Raw genomic sequence first — 21472 nt, forward strand, 5'->3', positions numbered from 1 at the left:
AAAATCTGCTTCCGGTTACCCGAAAACAGATTTTTTTGAAAGATTTCTATTTAGTTTGTCTGATACTTCTCTTGTAGTATATCATGACTAAACCTTATTTACAATAATTATTAATAAGACTTAGATCCCCTATGATTTCCCAGGAAATAATTAGCTTGCTTTTTCTTGCATATGCATCAATTTATCAGATAATTTTCTCATCCAAAAATAAAGTGGCAATGCAACGACAAGCAACGGGATTGCTACAAGTAGCATTTGCCAGTCCCAAAGAGATGCTAAGGAGAATATCCCTTGGAAAAAGACAAAAATACTATAAAAACAAATCATCATAGCTGCTAGCATCCCACGAATAATCGCATTCAATGGATAAGACACAGTTACTAATGAGACAAGACAAATACTACCCGTTAGTAGCACACTTAAAGTGGAAATCTGCTCATAAGTGAAACCTAAATATTTACCAATAAAAGTAATAATCAGAATCATCAATACAACTAAAACTCCTGCAGATAAAGCAGGCTTCATTACATTCTTCAAGAAATTACCTTTAATCCGTTCATAGTTTGGTCTAAGAGCCAAAAAGAAGGAAGGAATGCCAACAGTCAAAGCTGTAATCGGTGTTAATTGGATTAACTGAAATGGATACGGACTGTTAATAAAGATAAATAAGACAGCTAAAATCGCAGAGTATACGGTTTTTGTTAAATAGAGTGAAGCAACACGTTGAATATTATTGACAACACGTCTTCCCTCCATAACAACCCCAACCATGCCATCAAAATTAGAATCTAATAAAACAAAATCAGAAACACTTTTTGCTGCATCACTACCACTTGCCATTGCAATGCTACAATCTGCTTCGCGCAAAGCTAAAATATCATTAACCCCATCACCAGTCATCCCAACAGTATGACCTTCTTTTTTCAAGGCTTGAATGAGGTATTTCTTTTGTTCAGGACTCACTCGACCAAAAACACGATAGTATGCAACAATCTCAGTTAAATCTGCATCAAGAGCAAGTTGACTCATATCGATAAATCGCTCAGCATTTTCCACACCTGCTTGAAGAGCAATATGTGAAACGGTTTGAGGATCATCTCCTGAAATCACACGAATAGAAACATCTTGTTCCTTAAAATAAGCTAGCGTTTGAACAGCTTCTGAGCGCAAAGTATCCTTTAATAGGATAAATCCTAACAATTCTAGTTCACTAGGTAAATAATTTCCCGGGAAATTATCCTTCGATTGTGCTACTGCAAGTACTCGAACACCTTCTTGTTTATGGATGGCAATCTTTTCTTGTTGCACATCCGTTAGATTTGGCAATACATACTCAGGCGCCCCAAAAACAATTGAACCTGCTTCTTGATAATGTACCCCACTCCATTTTCTTGCCGAAGAGAATGGTACAACGTGATCTGCTTGCCAAAGAGGTGGCGTCGCAAAATATTTACTAAGCGCCAAGCTGGTTGGATTATTATCAGCTAAACTATGAAGTGCTGCTCCCATCACAGCTTCCATTTGTTCTTCATCTACACCATTTTCTAGGATTGTACCAAGCACTTTTAAATGACCATCTGTAATCGTACCGGTTTTATCTAAGCATAAGACATCAACTCTTGCTAATGTTTCAATTGAGCCCATTCGTTTCACTAACACTTTTTTACGACTTAAATGAACAATTCCCACTGCTAAAGCAATCGAAGTAATCAGCATCAAGCCTTCAGGAATAATGCCAATAATGGCTGCTGAACTCCCTAAAATGGATTGATTGATGGGTACATGCTGTAAATGATTAGAGACGAACAGTAAAATACCAATTGGGAAAATTGCAAAGCTAAGCACACGGATAATTTTTTGTAACATCTCTAATAATTCACTATTGATTTTCTTATCCCGTTTCACTTCCATTGAAAGCTTAGCTGCATAGCTTTCTTCACCAATAGCTGTGGCCTCAAGATAGGCATTCCCGCTCACAATATAACTTCCTGAAAGCACTTGATCTCCTTTGTACTTAAAAACAGGATCCGCTTCCCCTGTAAGTTGAGATTCATCTACCTCTAAACCAGTCGTCTCTAACACATGACCATCCACACACAATTGCTCTCCTGAAGTGACATATAAAACATCATTTTGAACAATTTGTTCAGGTGTTACTTTTTCTTTTTCGCCTTGTCTGATGACTGTTAATTTTAATTGACTTAAAATCGATAAGCGATCAATATTCTTCTTTGCACGAATCTCTTGCACAATACCAATAAAAATATTGGTTAAAATGACACCAAGAAATACGAGGTTTTTATAACTACCTGTATAAATAATAAAACAAGCAATCACAACATTAATCATATTAAAAAGGGTAAAAATATTATCATAAAAAATTCGTTTGAGGCTTCTTGTTAATGGTTTTAGCGGTTTGTTTGTTTCGCCCTTTTCCATCTTTATTGCCACTTCTTCTTTTGTTAATCCGCTAATCCTCATCTAGCCAACCTCCCTGTACACTTCTCTCTTTTTATTGTACTGATATAACCAGATTCTAACATCCGTCTATAGGATGAGTTTTTAATTTTAGAAAGCTTATGTATACAATCATTTAAAGTTAATATTATCATATTTTTTTATAAAAAGGCTCAGTGAATGGACATTTTTAATAAAAGTTTATAAAAAAAGCTGAGATAAACTTTTATTCGTTTTATCTCAGCTTTTTATTATTCCGTATTGCTACGTCGTTTTTTACGAAGTGCATAAGCCCATTCGCTTAATCCATATAATAATTTATTTACAGGAAAATCGAATTCTCCAATAAATTCATTAATCATAGGGTTGAAGTTTGATTTAAATTTGGTTAAACCATCATTTAAATCCCCTTGAACACCACCCATATTACACCATTCACACCCACGGTCAAAAGCAAAATTCATGTTTTCAACATAAATCATATATTGAGGATAGAATTTTTTAAAATCATCATTCATTCCAGCATAAAGCATTTCCATTGTATTTCCAAATTTAATCGACAATACACCTGCAATCACAACATTGGTTGGATAGGTTTCTTTAAAAGCTGTGAATTCTTGAATATATTTGCTAACAGATTTCTTTTGATCATTTAAGCGATTTAATTTTTTACGCGCATTTTCTGGTGTTTCAGCAATTTCTTTTTCAATTGCCTCTAAGTCTGCAGTGAATTCATTTAATTTATCATCAAGATTTACTTCACCTAAAAACAGAAAAGCATCATCGCCATAAGTCTCCATCAGATGCTTGAAGTATTCACGATTCCGAAGATTTACACCTTTTCTTTCTTCTGTTAATTCTACCACATCGCTAAATTCATCTAGTCTTTCTGCACCCGTTACAGAAACATGTACGCCTCTTTTTTGTGCATCTTTTAGTAAGCGTCTTGTATGTCTTGGCAAGTCTTCTTCAAAGGTCTCACTCTTATATACATTCGCTTGATAGCGTGGCTGAATATTTTCTGAAATATTTGTAGCAAAGCTTTTATGCTTACCACCAGCGTAGGCAATATTGTCCATTTCTTCTGTTACATCGTAATGATCATCATTTTGTTCAGTTACTTTGTAGTCGTTGTAATGGATTGATGGATCCGATTTAATAAACAAGCAATGTTTTGTTTTCGCAAATTTTTTGAGATTTTTCATAAAAAATTCAACTAATTCACGATTTTTATAGTCCATTACTGGTCCTCTTGGTGTATAAAACATTGTAAATTTAAGTGGTAAAAGTTTGATTAAGACTAAACTAGAAGCAACTAATTGTCCGTCTTGATAGACCCCTACAATTTCAGACTCCCAATTATATTTAACCTTTGCCCAAGATGATGATTGCAATAAATTACATAATGGATTACTTTTCACAAAATCATCGTGTTCCTTGGGATCAATCCCTACTTTAAACGTGTACATACTAAAAAAGCTCCCCTCTCATCATAATTCCCTACTAGTACAATACCATAATTCACTTCATTAGGATAGTCATCTTTTATTGATTTTTCATAAAAAAAACAAATAAAAGCGATATCATAGCATGGAATTTCTATTCTCAAAAAGACATTACGGTCAATCTATTATTCTGATGATTAATTCATTTTTTATTTGTCAGTCGGAGCAGCACAGCGCAAACCCCAGCTGTCGCCAATCCCGCAATGACCGCTTCTGGAATACCAGAGGTGGCAATCACAGCAATAATTGCACCATAAACTGCTGAACCGCTTTTGCCAATGACATCTGCATAAGATGCTGAGAATAAAAAATAAATCATATTCATGACTAAAATGGTATTCACTAATGAGCCAGCTAATCCTGCGATAAAAAGTGAAATAGATTGTCGACGATTTTTCATCACTTTCTTTAAACCGATAAAAACAAAATAAGGAACCACACCAATTAAAATTCTTGGAATAAATACAATCAACAATGATTTTAAGCTCCCTTGACTTGTGCCTATCACAGGAATAAAAGGAGAAAAAACAAAGGACAGAACGGTAGGCATTGTGGTTGCTCGGATTAAGCTAATCAAACCAAAAATACTCCCTAAGCCAGCACCAATTTTTGGTCCCAGAACAATAGAAGCAATAATGACTGGAATATGCATTGTGGTTGCATTAATCGGTCCAAGTGGAATAAACCCTAATGGAGTAACCGCTAGTAAAATCATTAACGCTAAAAACATCGCTGTCAATGTAAATTCTTTCGTTTTTTTCATAGAGAAGCTCCTTACTATTATTTGTATCATTGTGATTATTTTAATCAATAATTGCTATTATTTTAGACTTTTTTTGACAATAAATCAATCTTTCGCTACTTAACTAGCTGATTGTACCTCAATTATCATAAAACAGTTTATTTAAAATTGAAAGCTTTATCACTAAAAAATGAGAAAGGATTCTTAGCTGTCTATTCGTCTGATGATATTGTAAAACTTGTTCAAAAGAGGTAGGCTCATGTTATAGCAATCAAATAAGGAGCAGTAAAATGAAAAAATTGAACAGACTTTTACCATTGTTCATGTTAAGCCTACTACTTTTAGGCGGCTGTGCAACAAGCAATGAGAAAAACAAGACAGACCAAGAGCAAGCTTCTGAAAATAATAAATCCGTAACTGATGCACAAGAAAATCAAGCTTCTTCAGAAGAAATCACATCACAACAGCTAGACTTTACTGCTGAACAGGCAATTGAATACCTTAGCGCTGAACTAAATCACAGTCCAGATCTTACTTATGGCGTTATTGGTCTCAATCCAGATGGGCAGTCTTACCAAATACGTGTTATTGTTAAATCCTATGTTGAAAATGGCGGAACTGGAACCGCTGGCCTATATGATGTCTATAGCGACCAGCATGTAGAGCTTCATCACTAAATCAACCTTTGATGAAACAAGGCTTTCAGTAATCCTTATATATCAAAGAAAGGTTGAAGCAAAAAACTTCAACCTTTTTATTCGTTTTCACAAAATGAAGTTAATAGCTGCTGATTGCTACTCACTTGTTGCTTAGTTTTATTTTAGCCTATTTTTATGCCTAAATCATCCCGTCATAATATTTTCCTGAGGGTAACGCAACTTCACTGAATCCTTATCGCCTTTTTTAATTAAAGCAAAGAAAATTGTAAAGGTGCCTACTCTACCAATAAACATTAATACTGCACATAAAATCTTGCCTAATACTGTCATATGAGGTGTTAGGCCTAAGGTTGAGCCAACTGTACCAAAGGCTGAGATTACTTCAAATAGCAGGTATTCAATCCCAAAGCCTTCAGGAATCTTCTCTGTAATACTTAAAACCATTGTCGAGACAATGACCAAACCTGCTGCCAAAAAGAATAAGGCAAAGGCTCTTTCTACAACTTCATTACTGACACGACGCTCATGAAACTCTGTATCTTTTCGTCCTTTAAAAATACAACGAATTTTCAGTACCATTAAGCCTAAGGTTGTTGTTTTCAAACCACCTGCAGTTGAACCAGGTGAGCCACCAATAAACATTAAAACCATTGTCAAAACAATTCCTGCAACAGAAACGGTTGTATAGTCGACTGAGTAAAAACCTGCTGTTCTAGGTGTAACAGCTGCAAAAATCGAATTAAAGAGCTTATCAGAAAAACTCATTCCTTTTAAGCCTTCATTCATATCTGTTAAAAAGAAAATGATGGCACCACCAATTAATAGGACCGCAGTGACACGTAAAACCAAAGCGGTATGCAAGGACTTACGTTTTTTGCTAAATGGATAAATATCCATCCAGACAATAAAACCAAGCCCACCACTGATAATCAATGCACTAATCACCATCAAAATAAATGGATTTTGCTGATAAGGAACCAGGCTATCTCCAAATAAATCAAAGCCCGCATTACAAAAGGCGGAAACTGCATGGAAGATGCCATAATAAATCCCTTTACCTACCCCATACTGAGGAATAAAGGTAAACATCATTAAAACTGCACCTGCAAATTGGAAGAAAAGCGAAAACTTTACCATATAAATCACGCGCTTTAAAATCCCAGATGAGCTATCTGCATTCATCGCTTCCTGCATCACCATTCGTGTCCGCATATTGATTTTTTTCCGTGAAACAAGAAAGGCTAAGACTGTAAGCGACATAAACCCTAACCCACCAACTTCAATTAACATCATAATCAAGGTCTTACCAAATAAACTCCAATGGGCTGCAGTGTTAACAGTTGTTAGGCCTGTTACACAAACTGCTGATGTTGCCGTAAAGACCGCATCAATAAACGGTGTTGAGGTCCCATTTGCAGAGGAAATTGGCAAGCTTAATAAGGTGCCTCCAAAAAAGATAATCATTAAAAAACCAATCGTTAAAATTTGAACCGGTTTAAATGCAAAACCTACTTTTTTTCTTTTTAACATCTCACTATCAGGGTCATTTCGTTCAGGATGAAATGACACAGGCTCCTTTTAATTGTGTTATTTTACGATGTCTTTGACCTTCATCATCCGTGTAATGGTGCTTCGTTCATTTTCTTCCAATTTCATGGCAATAAATTTAATCGTTTCCTGTAGTTGTGGAATGGTCATATACTCTAGTGCATTCACACGACGACGGGTTTTCTCAATTTCATCCGCCATTAATTGACATGTTTTTTCAATTTCTGCTAGCTTCAATAAATTAGGCATACTATCAGAAATTTTTTGAATCGAGCTATCCATTTCACTAGTAGTCGTCACAAAACCATAAGGAAAAATACTTTCCTCAGCTTGTTCACTTTTGCGTCTCATATTCATGATGGGGACATTGACACTCATAATATTTTTTTCAGCAACTGATACTTCAATTTCTTCTTTTGGAAAAACAATCGCTTCTTCAATGAATTCCTGACTCACAATCGCACTTGCCATCATAAAATCACTCATACCAGCGTGTAATTCTTTTTCCACTTCGTCTCTTAAAGCATCATTTTGACGAATTAATAAAATAAAGCGACGCATTAACTCATCTTGCTTATCTTTCAATAATTTATGCCCTCTGGTTGCAGTTGTCAACCTTTTTTTCAAGCGGGTCATTTCCATCCTTGTTGGATTTACATTTAATCTTACCATGAGATCACTCTCCCTTTGGTAAATATTCTTCTAGCATATCATCTTTGATTCGTTTTAGCTCGGTTCGAGGTAGAATGGAAAGGAGCTCCCAGCCTAAATCTAGTGTTTCTGTAATGCTTCTATTGGTATGGAAGCCTTGATTAATATATTCTTTTTCAAATCGATCTGCAAACTCTGCATAGCTTTTATCTGTTTTTGATAAGGCTGACTCACCTAAAATAACCGCTAACTCTTTTGCTTGTTTGCCTTGGGCATAAGCCGCAAATAATTGATTCATCGTTGGTGCATGGTCAATCCGTGTTTTGCCTTCGCCTGTTCCTTTATCCTTCAAACGTGATAAGGATGGTAACACATCAATTGGAGGCAAGATGCCACTTTTATTTAACTCACGTGATAAAATGATTTGCCCTTCTGTAATATAGCCTGTTAAATCAGGAATTGGATGGGTTTTATCATCTTCCGGCATGGTTAAAATCGGAATTTGCGTAACCGAACCTTTTTTACCACGCAATCTGCCAGCACGCTCATATAAAGTCGCTAGGTTAGTATATAAATAACCCGGATAACCACGACGTCCAGGAACTTCTTTACGCGCTGCTGAAATTTCACGTAAGGCTTCACAATAGTTGGTCATATCTGTCATGATCACTAAGACATGCATCCCTTTTTCATAAGCCAAGTACTCGGCTGCTGTTAAGGCCATTTTAGGGGTAGCAATTCGTTCAATTGCTGGATCATTAGCTAAGTTAACAAACATCACAGAACGGTCAATCGCACCTGTTTTTTTGAAGTCCTCCATAAAGTACTCTGCTTCTTCAAAGGTAATCCCAATCGCAGCAAAAACCACCGCAAATTGATCATCTGTATTCAGCACGCTTGCTTGTCTGGCAATTTGTGCAGCTAATTCTTTATGAGGTAAGCCTGAACCTGAGAACACAGGTAATTTTTGCCCACGAACCAATGTATTTAAATGGTCAATGGCAGAAATGCCTGTTTGAATAAACTCATCTGGGTAATCACGTGCCACAGGATTAATCGCTTCTCCGTTAATATCTAAACGTTTTTCAGCAATAATCTCTGGGCCACCATCTTTAGGACGTCCCATGCCATCAAAGACACGGCCAACCATATCCTCAGATACATTTAACGTCAGCGGTCTGCCTAAAAAGCGGACCTTTGAATCACGCATGTTAATTCCGCTTGATCCTTCAAAAATTTGCACCATCGCTTTATCGCCATTCACTTCTAAAACTTGCCCACGACGAATCTCGCCATTTTGCATTTGAATTTCTACTAATTCATCATATTTTACACCTTCGACTTGTTCAACAGCCATTAAGGGGCCTACGACTTCAGTGATTGTACGGTACTCTTTAATCATGTTGTAGTCCTCCTTTTTCGATGATTTCCTCAACTTTTACTTGTAAATCTTTTTGAATCTGCTCAATTTTACTGATTTCTGCTTCTGGAATATATTTACTACGCGCAATCCGGTCGCGTAATTCAATCGTCCCTTCTAAGACTTCATCTAAATAAGCACCTAAATCTAAGGCACGTAAGCTAATTGATCTGAAGGCTAAGATTAAACGGAGCATTAAAAATTGTTTTTCACGAGAAGTAAAGGTATCCACATCATCAAAGGCATTTTGTTGCAGATAATCCTCACGAATGGATTTTGCCACTTCTAATGTTAAACGGTCTTTTTCAGATAATGAATCAATCCCAACTAAGCGCACAATTTCATCTAAGTTGGCCTCTTCTTGTAAAATAGTCATCGCTTCTTGAACCATTGCTGCCCATGATGGGTCAACTGCTTCATTGAGATAGTCTCCAACCTCGGTTAAATAAAGAGAATAAGAATTTAACCAGTTGATCGATGGGAAATGACGTTGCTGTGCTAATGTCGCATCTAGTCCCCAGAATACTTTAACAATCCGTAGGGTACTTTGAGTAACTGGCTCAGAAATATCCCCACCAGGTGGTGAAACTGCACCAATCGCTGTTACACTACCTTCTCTTCCTTGTTGTCCAAGAGAAATCGCTTTACCAGCACGTTCATAATATTCAGCAATGCGGCTCCCTAAATAAGCAGGATACCCTTCATCTCCTGGCATTTCTTCTAAACGACCAGACATTTCGCGTAAGGCTTCTGCCCAACGTGAAGTAGAGTCCGCCATAATCGCCACGCTATAGCCCATATCACGGAAGTATTCTGCAATGGTGATTCCTGTATAGATTGAGGCTTCACGAGCTGCTACGGGCATATTAGAGGTGTTTGCAATCAATACAGTCCGTTCCATGATTGATTCGCCCGTTTTTGGGTCAATTAATTCAGGGAATTCGTTTAAAACATCTGTCATTTCATTGCCGCGTTCACCGCAACCAACATAAATCACGATTTCAGCGTCGCCCCATTTAGCGATTTGGTGCTGTACAACTGTTTTTCCTGCACCAAATGGTCCTGGAACAGCTGCGGCACCCCCTTTAACAACAGGGAAAAAGGTATCTACAACACGCTGACCTGTCATCATTGGTTCTTTAGGATTCAATTTCTCTGCAATAGGACGTCCGCGACGAACTGGCCATTTTTGAATCATATTAAAGGCTTTGTCGCCATCTTCTGTTTCTAGTACATAAACAGTGTCTTCTACTTTAAAAGTGCCTTCTTCAATGGATTTAACTGTCCCTTTGACACCATACGGCACCATAATTTTATGAGAAATCACTTTGGTTTCTGGTACCTCGCCAATAATATCTCCAGCAACTACTTGGTCTCCAACAGCTACAGTTGGTTTAAAAGTCCATTCTGTTTCGCGTTCCAAAGCAACTGTCTCTACACCTTTGACTAAGAAATCACTATTTGCCAATTTCATAAAGGTATCTAAAGGACGTTGGATCCCATCAAACATGCTGGCAATTAAACCTGGGCCTAGTTCTACAGATAAGGGTTCTCCGCTTGAAATAACGGGATCCCCTGGTCCAATTCCTGATGTTTCTTCATAAACCTGAATAGAGGCTTCATCGCCTCGCATTTCAATGATTTCACCAATTAATCGATCGGTTCCGACATGACAAACGTCCTGGATATTTGCATCCTCCATGCCATTTGCAACAACTAAAGGCCCAGAAACTTTAATAATCTTTCCTTCTTTCAAGACCTCACCTTCCTTCGTGTTTTATAGTATATTCTGTCCTACTGCTTTTTCTACATTTTCTCTAATGCGTTCTTTGCCAATGCCAAGTGTTCCTTGATTGCTTGGAATCAAAATAATTCCCGGAATCGCAACATTATCATAGCGCTTAATGGTTTCTGGCACCATTTGTGCAACAGGCTCTGTCACAAAGATCACGGGATAAGCTTCTTTGGCTAAACGATCAATGCCAATGCGCGCCTCCATTTCATTTGTAACAGCCACAACCTCTAAGCCTAATGCCATAAAAGGCAGGATGGAGTCTTTATCTCCTACAATACCAATTTTTTTATACATAGGATTCTCTCATCCTTTCTCGAATGAATGGTTCAGGCAGATGATTGATTTTTCCAACAAGAATCATTCGAATGTTTTTAATTTCCGTTTCTTTTGCATATAAATAAGCAAGTAATGTTCTTGGTCCAAACACATCAAATTTAGCTTTTTTTAAATAGCTCATAAAGAAATTATCTTTTAGTAAATCATAGTGGGTCATTTTACCTGTTTCCCCAATTTCTTTAACCGCCTCTGAAATCAGTTCTGCATAGTCACTCGCCTCAAAGTGGCGTGCAATATCTTCATAAGAAAGTGCTGAAAGTCGAATAAGCTCCTGCTTTTCAATGCCGCCATAACTTGATAGAACAGCATTTAGAAAACCAATTGATTTCTTTTGCGCCATACATCTAAGGAGTGTTGAAAGATTGATCGTATCAATCATGGTTTCCACAATATGACTGGCACCAGCATCATTCATTGTATCAGCCAGTTCTCTAAGCTCTCTTAAATAATAGCGATCATAAATGACATCAATCGATTGCACATCTTCATATTCTTCAAAATAAGAAAAGACAGCTGCGACACTTTCTGCCATGGTTCCGTCTAAGCCAGTGCCTTCCATTGAAAAGACAGCTTGGCGCAACTGCTCAATTGGCGTTCTTGTAATCGGCAATAGCAAATGATTTAAATCTTTCCCTGAAAGCTTCTCCTTGGTAAGGACTTTCAAATGATGATAATCATAATTTAAAGCAAAAATATCTACCATTCCTTTAACAGGAGAAAGGTCATAGGCCATTTTATAAACACGACTCAGCTCTTTTTCAAGGATGCGTTCATATTCATAAGGAGATGCCCCTACTTCAATCACATCACCATATTCTGTTTCTGCTAACAACCGAATAACTGCTGCGGCATCTGTTGCTGAAAGCATTTGCTCAAACTTAGCCCCTTGTAATAGCTTGGTTTCATAAACACTAAGCCGTGCATTCATTTGGTTAAATTGTAGCTGATCCATTTAAAAGGCCTCCTTTCATTTGAATAAGATTGTAGAAATTTCTGGAATCATTTCTTCGCGTAGCATTTGAAGCATTTCTTCGAAAATAAAGTTAAATTCAATCCCTGTTTGATTTAAGGTAAAGCCTGATTTTCCTGGTATTGTTTCAGTAGCCAATGTGAGTGTTTTTCCTTCTTCAAGCTTTTGATTCAATAAGGTTAGATCTGTGAGTAAATGTGTAGATTTTTCACCTAGCGCTAGAATGAATGCACCATTTTCAGGTACTTCATTCACTTTTTGTGCTACAAAAGCGAGAAAATCTGGTTGCTCTAATGCTGCTAATTTTTGTTCAGCTTGTACAAAAACTTTTTCAATTTCGGCTTGCTTTAATGTTAATTGTTCATTTCGAATGTTTAATTGTATTTTTGACAATTCCTGTTGCTGTGCTCTTTTCATTTCTGAGCGCGCTTTTTCAAGATGTCTTTGAGTTTGAATCATGACTTCTTCTTGCCCAAGCAAAACACGATTTGCTTTTTCTGTTTCAGCTGTAGCTAAGAGGACTTGTTTTTCTTGTTCCGCCTCTGCCATGATTTTTTCAGCTAATTGACTGACTTCTGCCATATCTTTTGTCGCTCTCCTTTCACCTTAAGATTCAATCATCTGTTCAGACTGCTCTTAAGCATTCAATACTAATAGGAAAGAAATAACGAAGCCTAAAATGGCATATGTTTCTACCATCGCTGCATAAATAATCCCTTTTGTTGCATGCTCTGGTTTTTTAGCCAAGATTTGAATCCCTGCTGATGCCACACGACCTTGGGCAATTCCTGAGAATAAGCCTGTAAAAGCAATTGGTAGTCCAGCCATCATCAAGTAAATACCTTGTCCCATATCAACACCTGCGCTTAATTTCAAGAAAATTAAGAAGGCGATAACGAAGCCATATAAGCCTTGTGTACCTGGAAGTAATTGTAGAATCAGTGCACGACCAAATTTTTCTGGTTGTTCAGTTGTTAACGCTGCTGCGGCTTCACCGGTCATCCCAACCCCTTTAGCTGATCCGATTCCTGAGAAAATTGTTGCAATTGCCATTCCTAAAGCTGCGAAAATGATACCACCATTATTGTCATTTAAAAAAGTTAACCAGTTCATTTATTTTTCCTCCGATTTGTTTAAAGTTTTTGCTCTTTCTTCTTTTAAATAAATATATTTTTCAAGGGTTTTAAATGGACGAAATGCACGCCCGCCACCTTCATAAAACTTACCAAAATATTCAACATATTGTAATCTTGCACCATGGACATAAGCACTAAGGTAGCTTAAGAAAATATTCAAGCTATGCAATGCAACAAATAACACTGCCCCTAGGGTAAATCTTGCAATTGGTGGCATAAAACCAACAATCATATTAAAGGCAGCCGCAATACTCCCCCCTGAAATACCAAGTGCCATCAGACGGGTATAGCTGACTAAATCGCCAATATAGCCTGTTAAGCCATATAAATTATAAAGTCCTTTTGCAATCCCTTTTCCTTTAGATTTTGTGCCATGCATGCCGGCTAAGACGATTAAAATCATCCCGCAAACAGCCACGACTATTCCAATTAGGGTGAAAATTTCTTGCTGCAAGACAAGATTGCCTAAAATAATCACAGCTAGTCCAATTAAAGTACTCATCCAGGAGCCTGCTTCATACAATGCTTCTATTTTCTGACCATTACGAATCAGCATATAGGCTTTGATTCCTAGTCCGAACAGCATTTGGATGAAACCAAAGACGACTGAGGTAATCAAGATGGTATTGACATCTTTTGAGGTTGAGAGCACATGGAATGGGAGTTCAATCCCAAAGAATGAGCCGTAGATAAGTCCCCAAACGATTGTTGGAACGCTTAAAAATTGGAAAAATTGAATGCTTTTCTTAAATCCTCGCTCCAAATTGAAGAGCTTTAGTAAGAGGGTTGTGCCAATGAGTAAAACCAGGCCATAGCCGACATCTGCAACCATCATCCCAAAGAAGAGCAGGTAGAATGGTGTCATAAGTGGTGTTGGGTCGATTTCATTATATTTAGGCAAGCTATACATTTCCGTTAAATTTTCAAAAGGCTGGTTGAGCCAATTATTTTTTAGCTTAATGGGCACTTCAGGAATTTCTTCTTCTTTTACTGTTTCATAGGAAATGATCAGATCGCCATTTGTGATTTCTGAAATAAAAGCTGTAAATGCTGGTGTTTCTGTTGCAGGTACCCAGCCAGTCATCATCACAAGATGCTTAGAATCGGCTAAATGCTGATACGCGGCTTCTCTTGTTACAAAGTTCGCATAATATTCCACCACGATTTGAAAATCTGCAATCAAGTGTCCTAAAGTCGCTAATGTGGCTTTAATCATCATTTCTTCTTGATGAATAGCTGCTAATTCCTGTTTAACTTTTGCTAGTTTTTCAGCAGGTGCCTGTTGATATGGATACTGATACGTTGCAAACGCACATTGTGTCAGTACTTCCTGTAAAGCATCTTCCTGCTCTTTTAGTGTTAAAATAAAAAAGGCTGACTCACTATGATTACTGAAGATTTCTTCTACATAGGTGAGCGGCAAATCTGCCATTTTTTCTTTAAATTGACCTAAATATTGATCCGGAATCACACCAAGTAAGCCCTTACTATAAGCTAAACCTTTTAACTGATTTGGATTTTCATCAAAGTAACGCCATTTATTTAGTTCTTCTTCCTCGCTTAGTTTGGTTACACGATTTTGTGTTAAGCGATTTAATTGTTGTTCATATGCTTTTATCTTTTGATAATCTGCTTGCCAATCAAAATCCATGACAAATTGATCTATTTCTTCTATTGATAATTCTCTTCTGCCAGCTCTTAATTGTTTGATGCCACCAGCTTTTGGTACATATGGCTGTAAAAACTCCAATACGAACTCTGCTTTTTTCAAGTCATCCTCATAAGTTCCTAGTGCTTGCTGCTCTTCACTTGGATGAAATAAAGCTTTATCCATTTTTGCTGTCAGAATTGTTTTAGAAGATAGAAGCTCAACGCCTTGATAGCCCTGTATTTTTTTTAGCAATAAGGAAGTCTTTTCCTTTAGACTAACTAAAGTAAATTTCTCCATTTTTACAATTGCCATTACTTCACAATCCTCTCAATGACTGTTTGCACTGCTGTTTCAATATTTTTTTCTGACATGGCTAGAATCTCTTCTTTCATTTGATTCCCCTGCAACATCATTTGCTTTGTTTCTTCTTGTGTTTCTTGCTGTAGCTGATTTTTTTCTTGATCAATTGTAGCCATTGTTTCTTGCTTAACCTTTGCTTCATATGCTGCTACTTCTGCTGTTACCTGCAAGATTGTTGCCTTTGCCTGTTCTTCTGCTTCTGTTATTAGCGTTACAGCATCTGCTTCTACTTGTTTAATTAATGCGATTGCTTCTTTTGCCAAATGAGTCACCACCCTTTTATCCAAATTTTTTGCAAGTGCCTTCTGCTCAATCTTAACCAATACCTTGTCCACTTTCAAGGAAAATCATTTATTCTAAAATTAACTATTAAATAAGAAGAAACACGTCTTTTTTGCAAAAAAAAATGTCCAAAATAGTTGGAAAACTAAAAAAAATTAGTCTTTTTATCCCCTACAATTTTGTAACATTTTTCTATTTGACAAAATGACATCACGATACTAATAATAACTACTTTTAGAAATTCTTCTTAAATTTAATCATTTCTTATCTGTTTGATTGATTATTTCTACTAGATTGTGCTTTTATAGTAACTTCATCACTATTCTATAAAAACGATAAATTATTACTTAAAAGAAACCTATTCCAAAAACGAAGCGTGACATCGTTTTCAAAACAGGGCACACTGTTCAAGAAAACCGAAAAACCTATTATCATATAATAAAAAAAGCCGTCTTTTATAGTGGCTCCCCCCAAAAAAACACCTATGAATAATCAAGAACACACTAAAACACAAATATTAAATAACTCTTAAATGCAAAAAAATAACTATTTGTATGTACCATTGAATCAGTATTAATGATAAAATCAAGAAGGAATCTTTCCATTATATCAAACAAAAAAGGAGCAATGAAATGCAAAAAAAGAAAACCATGAAAAAAGTAAAGAAACAATGGGTGGTTGCTAGTTCATTAATGGCTGGCGTGGCGCTGAGTTTAGCTTTTGGTTCAACACAGGCTAGTGCAAGAGAATGGGTTGCTAATACACCTGAATCTATCCAAATCACCCAAGGTCAAAAAGAGTATACCATTAAATGGGGTGACACCTTATGGGCGATTTCTGAAAAAAGTGGCCTTACGATTGAAACACTCGCTTCATTAAATAATATTGCCAATGCCAACTTGATTTATGAAGGAAATATCCTTTCATTATCCGCTGATGGCGTATCCGTTAAAGTGACAGATGCAGCTGGTAACACATTAGCTGAGCAACCTTTATCGCAAGCTGACCAAGCTGGGATTGCTAAAAAAGCACAAGAAGCACAAGAGCAAGCGAAAAAAGATTCTACATATCCTTCACAGCATAACGCAGCGAAGCAACCAGATAAAAAGCCTGCGTTACCAGTGAACCCAAATCAACCTGAAAAGGAAAAACCAAGTGACACTAAAGATCAAAGTACACTTGTTGTTCAAGACAGTACGATTGCTTTTGATTCAAAATGGCAGGCTGAAGATAACTTTGTTGCTGCTACTGATAAAAATGGCAAAGCGATTGCATTTAAAGAAGTTAAAGTTGCTGGTACTGTAGACACTTCAAAACCAGGTACTTATAAAGTTGTCTATACTTATAATAAAATAACAGCTGTTGCGAATGTAACGGTAAAAGAAAAAGAAGCAGATCAAACAACTGTCTTAGTCAAGGATAGTACCATTGAATTGGGTACCACTTGGACTGCTGAGGACAACTTTATTTCTGCTACAGATAAAAATGGGAAAGCAGTTGACTTTGAAAAGATTGAATTGAACGGCACTGTTGAAACAGATACACCTGGAACCTATGAGATTACCTATACTTATGGTACAGCTTCTGCTACTGCTAAAGTAACCGTTAAAGAAGCACCTGTTGATTTGACTTCAATTACAGTTAAAGATATTGAAATTGAACAATATGCCGCGTGGTCAAAAGAAGATAACTTTGTTGCTGCTCAAGATGAGTTCGGTCATCCGCTTACTGTTGACCAACTAACAGTTGATGCAAATATTTATATGGCAACTCCTGGTAAGTATCAAGTTATTTATACCTATAAAAACACAAGCGTTACTGCTACAGTCACTGTTCTTGCAAAAGATCAAGTTGATTTAACTTCAATTACAGTTAAAGATATTGAAATTGAACAATATGCTGCATGGTCAAAAGAAGATAACTTTGTTTCCGCTCAAGATGAGTTCGGTAACCCACTTACAATTGACCAACTAACAGTTGATGCAAATATCTATATGGCAACTCCTGGTGAGTATCAAGTGGTTTATACCTATAAAAATACAAGTGTCACTGCGACTGTTACCGTTAAAGAAAAAGCTGTTGATTTAACAGCAATTGTAGCTATGGATAGCACGATTGAATTTGGTTCTACTTGGACTGCGGAAGACAACTTCATTTCTGCTGTTGATAAAGATGGCTTAGCTGTTGATTTTTCAGAAGTTCAAGTAACTGGTTCTGTTGATACAAGCACTGTAGGCACATACAAAATCACTTACACTTATAACGGAAAGTCAACAATTGCAACTATCACAGTCAATGCTAAAGCAGATCTTACTTCATTAAGTATTCGCAATACAAGCATTGCTTTTGGTTCAACTTGGCAAGCTGTAGACAACTTTGTTAGTGCAACAGATGCTGATGGAAATACTGTTGAGTTAGATAAAGTAACAGTTGTTGGTACTGTTAATACAAATACTGCTGGTATTTATACAGTGAAATACACCATTGGGAGCATCAGTAAATCTGCTACCATTACAGTAGAGCCAAAAGTTGACCTTTCTGATATTCAAGTCAAAGATAGTACCATTGAATTTGGTGCCGCTTGGACTGCTAGTGATAACTTTATTTCAGCGAAAGATGCTGATGGAAAGACTGTTGGGATGGATAAAGTTACTATCGTAGGCACTGTCAATACAAATGTTGCTGGAACCTACACGATTACGTATATCATTGGCAATGCAAGTAAAACTGCTACCATTACTGTTAATCCCAAAATTGACCTTTCTGATATTCAAGTAAAAGATAGTGCCATTAAATTCGGTTCAACTTGGACAGCTAGTGATAACTTCGTTTCTGCTAAAGATGAAGATGGTCTTATTGCTGGGATGGATAAAGTAACTGTCAAAGGAACAGTAAATACAAATGTTGCTGGAACCTATACTGTTACTTATACAATTGGAAAAGCAACAAAAACAGCGACAATTACTGTCAATCCAAAAGTTGACCTTTCTGATATTCAAGTCAAAGATAGCACGATTGAATTCGGTGCTGCTTGGACAGCTAGTGACAACTTTGTTTCTGCTAAAGATGAAGATGGCAATGCAGCTAATATTGACAAAGTAACTGTTACAGGAACTGTTGATACAAATACTGCTGGAACTTACACTGTCACTTATAAAATTGGAAAAGCGAGTAAAGTTGCAACCATTACTGTCAATGCAAAAATCGATCTTTCTGACATCCAAGTCAAAGATAGCGTGATTGAATTTGGTGCTCCTTGGACAGCTAGTGATAACTTTGTTTCTGCTAAAGATGAAAATGGAAATGCTGTTGGAATGGATAAAGTAACTATTACTGGAGCTGTTAAATCAAATGAGGCAGGCACTTACACTGTCACTTATACGATTGGAAAAGCGAGCAAAACTGCTAACATTACTGTCAATCCAAAAGTTGATCTTTCTGATGTTGTTGTGAAAAATAGTACCATTGAATTTGGTACAGCATGGCAAGCTGGTGACAACTTTGTTTCTGCTAAAGACGAAAATGGCGTGGCAATTGGCGTTGATAAAGTAACCGTAACAGGAACCGTTAATACAAACCTTCCTGGCACCTATCAAGTAAGTTATACAGTTGGAAAAGTGACGAAAACCGCACAAATTATCGTCAATCCAAAAGCTGCTTATCAGCCAAATGTTGTGGCCATTCAAGATAAAATTGTCACATTAGTGAACGGCTTAAGAGCAGAAGTAGGTCAACCTACTCTTACTCAAAACACTGCCTTAACCAACGGTGCAACAATCCGTACAAATGAGTTAATTTCGTTGTTCTCTCATACTAGACCAAGTGGTGCAGAATGGGGTACCATTTTGGGAGAAGTGAATTACTCTTATACAGCAGCTGCTGAAAATATTGCTTGGAGTAGTCGTGCAGCAGATTCTGATGATGCCATTGCAATGCAACTATTTACTCAGTGGAAAGAATCTCCTGGACATTATGACAACATGATTCATCCTAAGATGAAAGAAATCGGAATTGGTGTAACCATTCATAATGGTGAAGTCTTTGGTACGCAATTGTTTGGCGCACGCTAATCAATTAAAAGGAAGATGATTTTTTCGATTAAAATAGCTCCGGACAACTTGATTGGTTGTTCGGAGCTATTTTTAATTTCTTCATATTATACTATTTGCTGCTTCTGATTTAATTGGATAAAAGCACTGCACGATTAAAAAGAGCAATATCTCAGTTTCACAATACGATATTCAATTTTCCTACCTAGCATATTCTGCGCCCTTGGAATCTTTGATGATATTCTCTCCAATCTTTTGAAAAGTTTCTTCGTAATCAGTCCCTTTAACAAAATATTGATCACCTTTCACTGTAATTTCAATATTTTCATAGAAGGTTGTAGAGGTTCCATAATCTTTATCAGGCTGATCCTTTTTATATTTTGGCTCATATTGCTCATATAAAGTCTCGGTTTCCTCTATAAATCCAAGCCGTCTATTCATTTTATCAGAGTCTCCAGATAGACTTTGTACATATAGCTGACCTTCTAAATCACTGAATTTTGCTTGATAATGAGATTTCATTGTACATCCCATTAAGAGAAATGAAAAAAAGAGAAGAAGTGGTATTCTTTGTTGTTTCATCATTAGCACCCCATTTTATTCATAGTTTGTACAGTCATTATGAAACAGCTACTGTATCATTAAAATACCATTTATTTTACAATCACGTCAATAAAAAACAGAATATTTTGAAATTAATTGTTCAATGCGTAAATAACCCTACACTCACAATGAAGTATAGGGTTATGTCTTTGCATCCTATTTAATTAAAGTACCAACAAAAAAATTATTCAAGCCCTTGATAAATAGATAGAACTTCATCCAAATCAATTGGATCCTCAAATATTTCTATCACTTCCCCATTTTTCACGACCAACACAGCAGGCACCGTTTGAATCCCTAATTGACCAGTAAATTGATTCAACTCTTCTAAATGTTTTTTGACATCTTTAGATGTATCATATGCATAAACATTTATTTTTTCAGCGGACACCATCTGTTCTAACTCTGGATAAAATTTTTGACAAACAGGGCAGTCTTTTCGTCCAATATAAATCAGACTGCGCTCATCAGCTGGTAAATCAGGTGTTAGCTCTTCTAATGTGACATCCTGAATATTGGCTGATGCTTGTGCTTTAACCAAAAAGAAGATAAATACTGCACTTAAAAGCGTTACCCCAACGAAAATATATTTTTTCATTCCTAAGCGCCCCTTCCGCTATTTAGCGAGCATTTTGTTGCCCTCATCATAACAAACTTAAGGTTGATTTCCTATTTTTTTGCATTGTTCAAATAAAGTGTAGCTTAACAATATCGTTCATTATGACAGGGCTATCTTTCAGCTAAATCATGCGTTATATAAAGAATTTTTCTTTTTTATGTATGTTACTAATCAATTCATTCACTCATACTAGCTGACTATATGATTCCCCTATTAAACGAATCTTTATTTTTCTTTGCATTTCTATCAATCATTTCACTTTTTCTTCTTTCGAAGCAAAGTATAGCCCTCCCAAATGCTTACAAAAACGCTAATAATAATAATAACAATAAAAAACTTTGGGATATACGACATATCATGGAGCATTGCTGCCATAACTACAATCAGCACTACTGAAATCAGGAGTTTTAAATATTTTTCTTTTTTTCTTAGTCTTAGCCATTCTTCATCTGTCATCTAACCACCTCAAGCTTTCTTTTAGATAAATTCCTTCATTGCTCTTCCTTCTTTTTTAGTTTGTAAACATTCTATCATAGATGACTACTAGCACCTATATTTTTTTACATTTTTAGGAAAGGAAAGAAAATAAGCTCCAAGACATTGGTTCAACAACATCTCAAAGCTTATGTATACATACTTATTTTATAATTTTTTTATAATAAAAAAAGAAATTTTCTTCTTAATTTAAA

General features: G+C 36.4%; 18 protein-coding genes. 2 read left to right on the top strand and 16 right to left on the bottom strand.

What is annotated here, in order from left to right:
* Window positions 1-150: 150 nt before the first annotated feature.
* The 3 genes from BMW29_RS09630 to BMW29_RS09640 all read right to left on the bottom strand — a co-directional run bounded on the left by BMW29_RS09630 (window position 151) and on the right by BMW29_RS09640 (window position 4725).
* Window positions 151-2481 carry a cation-translocating P-type ATPase gene (locus BMW29_RS09630; protein WP_092652835.1) on the bottom strand — a complete coding sequence of 777 codons (2331 nt, stop codon included), beginning with the start codon at window positions 2479-2481 and terminating at the stop codon, window positions 151-153.
* Window positions 2482-2708: 227 nt separating this feature from the next.
* A complete protein-coding gene (locus BMW29_RS09635) occupies window positions 2709-3926 on the bottom strand; it encodes an aminoacyltransferase (protein ID WP_092652837.1) in 1218 nt (405 codons plus the stop codon).
* Between the two features lie 178 nt (window positions 3927-4104).
* Window positions 4105-4725, bottom strand: a complete 621-nt coding sequence (locus BMW29_RS09640) for an ECF transporter S component (protein ID WP_092652839.1) — start codon at window positions 4723-4725, stop codon at window positions 4105-4107.
* A gap of 269 nt (window positions 4726-4994) precedes the next feature.
* Here BMW29_RS09640 and BMW29_RS09645 point away from each other — a divergent pair, with 269 nt between their 5' ends.
* Window positions 4995-5381 carry a hypothetical protein gene (locus BMW29_RS09645; protein WP_092652841.1) on the top strand — a complete coding sequence of 129 codons (387 nt, stop codon included), beginning with the start codon at window positions 4995-4997 and terminating at the stop codon, window positions 5379-5381.
* A 165-nt stretch (window positions 5382-5546) separates the two neighbouring features.
* Here BMW29_RS09645 and BMW29_RS09650 read toward each other — a convergent pair whose 3' ends face one another.
* From BMW29_RS09650 to BMW29_RS09695, 10 genes are read right to left on the bottom strand one after another with little or no spacing between them, the layout of a single operon-like run.
* A complete protein-coding gene (locus tag BMW29_RS09650; protein ID WP_092652884.1) occupies window positions 5547-6893 on the bottom strand; it encodes a TrkH family potassium uptake protein in 1347 nt (448 codons plus the stop codon).
* Window positions 6894-6950: 57 nt separating this feature from the next.
* A complete protein-coding gene (locus tag BMW29_RS09655) occupies window positions 6951-7583 on the bottom strand; it encodes a V-type ATP synthase subunit D (protein WP_092652843.1) in 633 nt (210 codons plus the stop codon).
* A 4-nt stretch (window positions 7584-7587) separates the two neighbouring features.
* Entirely contained in the window at window positions 7588-8964 is a 1377-nt protein-coding gene (locus BMW29_RS09660; protein WP_092652845.1) for a V-type ATP synthase subunit B, read from the bottom strand.
* The gene (locus tag BMW29_RS09665; RefSeq protein ID WP_092652847.1) at window positions 8957-10738 is read right to left on the bottom strand and encodes a V-type ATP synthase subunit A; all 1782 of its coding nucleotides are present in this window, start codon (window positions 10736-10738) and stop codon (window positions 8957-8959) included. The genes BMW29_RS09660 and BMW29_RS09665 overlap by 8 nt, the downstream gene beginning before the upstream one ends.
* Window positions 10739-10759: 21 nt before the next feature.
* Window positions 10760-11071: a V-type ATP synthase subunit F gene (locus tag BMW29_RS09670; RefSeq protein ID WP_092652849.1), complete on the bottom strand. Its 312-nt coding sequence runs from the start codon at window positions 11069-11071 to the stop codon at window positions 10760-10762.
* On the bottom strand, window positions 11064-12065 hold the full coding sequence (locus tag BMW29_RS09675; protein WP_092652851.1) for a V-type ATP synthase subunit C: 1002 nt from the start codon (window positions 12063-12065) through the stop codon (window positions 11064-11066). The genes BMW29_RS09670 and BMW29_RS09675 overlap by 8 nt, the downstream gene beginning before the upstream one ends.
* 15 nt (window positions 12066-12080) lie before the next feature.
* Entirely contained in the window at window positions 12081-12665 is a 585-nt protein-coding gene (locus BMW29_RS09680; RefSeq protein WP_092652853.1) for a V-type ATP synthase subunit E, read from the bottom strand.
* Window positions 12666-12719: 54 nt separating this feature from the next.
* Window positions 12720-13196, bottom strand: a complete 477-nt coding sequence (locus BMW29_RS09685; RefSeq protein WP_092652855.1) for a V-type ATP synthase subunit K — start codon at window positions 13194-13196, stop codon at window positions 12720-12722.
* Entirely contained in the window at window positions 13197-15182 is a 1986-nt protein-coding gene (locus BMW29_RS09690) for a V-type ATP synthase subunit I (RefSeq protein ID WP_092652858.1), read from the bottom strand.
* Window positions 15182-15493 carry a hypothetical protein gene (locus tag BMW29_RS09695; RefSeq protein ID WP_143047356.1) on the bottom strand — a complete coding sequence of 104 codons (312 nt, stop codon included), beginning with the start codon at window positions 15491-15493 and terminating at the stop codon, window positions 15182-15184. Before BMW29_RS09695 ends, BMW29_RS09690 begins: the two co-directional genes overlap by 1 nt.
* Window positions 15494-16144: 651 nt before the next feature.
* Here BMW29_RS09695 and BMW29_RS09700 point away from each other — a divergent pair.
* The gene (locus BMW29_RS09700) at window positions 16145-19582 is read left to right on the top strand and encodes a bacterial Ig-like domain-containing protein (RefSeq protein WP_092652862.1); all 3438 of its coding nucleotides are present in this window, start codon (window positions 16145-16147) and stop codon (window positions 19580-19582) included.
* Window positions 19583-19762: 180 nt separating this feature from the next.
* On the opposite strand, the gene BMW29_RS09705 is transcribed toward BMW29_RS09700, so the two are convergent.
* The 3 genes from BMW29_RS09705 to BMW29_RS09715 form a co-directional block, all read right to left on the bottom strand.
* Window positions 19763-20143 (bottom strand): hypothetical protein, encoded by a 381-nt coding sequence (locus BMW29_RS09705; RefSeq protein ID WP_143047357.1) that lies wholly within the window; start codon window positions 20141-20143, stop codon window positions 19763-19765.
* A 205-nt stretch (window positions 20144-20348) separates the two neighbouring features.
* The gene (locus BMW29_RS09710) at window positions 20349-20762 is read right to left on the bottom strand and encodes a DUF6568 family protein (RefSeq protein WP_092652866.1); all 414 of its coding nucleotides are present in this window, start codon (window positions 20760-20762) and stop codon (window positions 20349-20351) included.
* A gap of 276 nt (window positions 20763-21038) precedes the next feature.
* Entirely contained in the window at window positions 21039-21239 is a 201-nt protein-coding gene (locus BMW29_RS09715) for a hypothetical protein (RefSeq protein WP_092652868.1), read from the bottom strand.
* Between the last annotated feature and the right edge of the window lie 233 nt (window positions 21240-21472).

The sequence above is a fragment of the Isobaculum melis genome (genome assembly GCF_900111355.1).
GTDB lineage: Bacteria > Bacillota > Bacilli > Lactobacillales > Carnobacteriaceae > Isobaculum > Isobaculum melis.

Excerpts from the sequence above, each read along its gene's own strand:
- BMW29_RS09630 (WP_092652835.1), bottom strand. The coding sequence starts at position 2,481 with ATGAGGATTAGCGGATTAACAAAAGAAGAAGTGGCAATAAAGATGGAA.
- BMW29_RS09635 (WP_092652837.1), bottom strand. The coding sequence starts at position 3,926 with ATGTACACGTTTAAAGTAGGGATTGATCCCAAGGAACACGATGATTTT.
- BMW29_RS09640 (WP_092652839.1), bottom strand. The coding sequence starts at position 4,725 with ATGAAAAAAACGAAAGAATTTACATTGACAGCGATGTTTTTAGCGTTA.
- BMW29_RS09645 (WP_092652841.1), top strand. The coding sequence starts at position 4,995 with ATGAAAAAATTGAACAGACTTTTACCATTGTTCATGTTAAGCCTACTA.
- BMW29_RS09650 (WP_092652884.1), bottom strand. The coding sequence starts at position 6,893 with ATGTTAAAAAGAAAAAAAGTAGGTTTTGCATTTAAACCGGTTCAAATT.
- BMW29_RS09655 (WP_092652843.1), bottom strand. The coding sequence starts at position 7,583 with ATGGTAAGATTAAATGTAAATCCAACAAGGATGGAAATGACCCGCTTG.
- BMW29_RS09660 (WP_092652845.1), bottom strand. The coding sequence starts at position 8,964 with ATGATTAAAGAGTACCGTACAATCACTGAAGTCGTAGGCCCCTTAATG.
- BMW29_RS09670 (WP_092652849.1), bottom strand. The coding sequence starts at position 11,071 with ATGTATAAAAAAATTGGTATTGTAGGAGATAAAGACTCCATCCTGCCT.
- BMW29_RS09675 (WP_092652851.1), bottom strand. The coding sequence starts at position 12,065 with ATGGATCAGCTACAATTTAACCAAATGAATGCACGGCTTAGTGTTTAT.
- BMW29_RS09680 (WP_092652853.1), bottom strand. The coding sequence starts at position 12,665 with ATGGCAGAAGTCAGTCAATTAGCTGAAAAAATCATGGCAGAGGCGGAA.
- BMW29_RS09685 (WP_092652855.1), bottom strand. The coding sequence starts at position 13,196 with ATGAACTGGTTAACTTTTTTAAATGACAATAATGGTGGTATCATTTTC.
- BMW29_RS09690 (WP_092652858.1), bottom strand. The coding sequence starts at position 15,182 with ATGGCAATTGTAAAAATGGAGAAATTTACTTTAGTTAGTCTAAAGGAA.
- BMW29_RS09700 (WP_092652862.1), top strand. The coding sequence starts at position 16,145 with ATGCAAAAAAAGAAAACCATGAAAAAAGTAAAGAAACAATGGGTGGTT.
- BMW29_RS09705 (WP_143047357.1), bottom strand. The coding sequence starts at position 20,143 with ATGAAACAACAAAGAATACCACTTCTTCTCTTTTTTTCATTTCTCTTA.
- BMW29_RS09710 (WP_092652866.1), bottom strand. The coding sequence starts at position 20,762 with ATGAAAAAATATATTTTCGTTGGGGTAACGCTTTTAAGTGCAGTATTT.
- BMW29_RS09715 (WP_092652868.1), bottom strand. The coding sequence starts at position 21,239 with ATGACAGATGAAGAATGGCTAAGACTAAGAAAAAAAGAAAAATATTTA.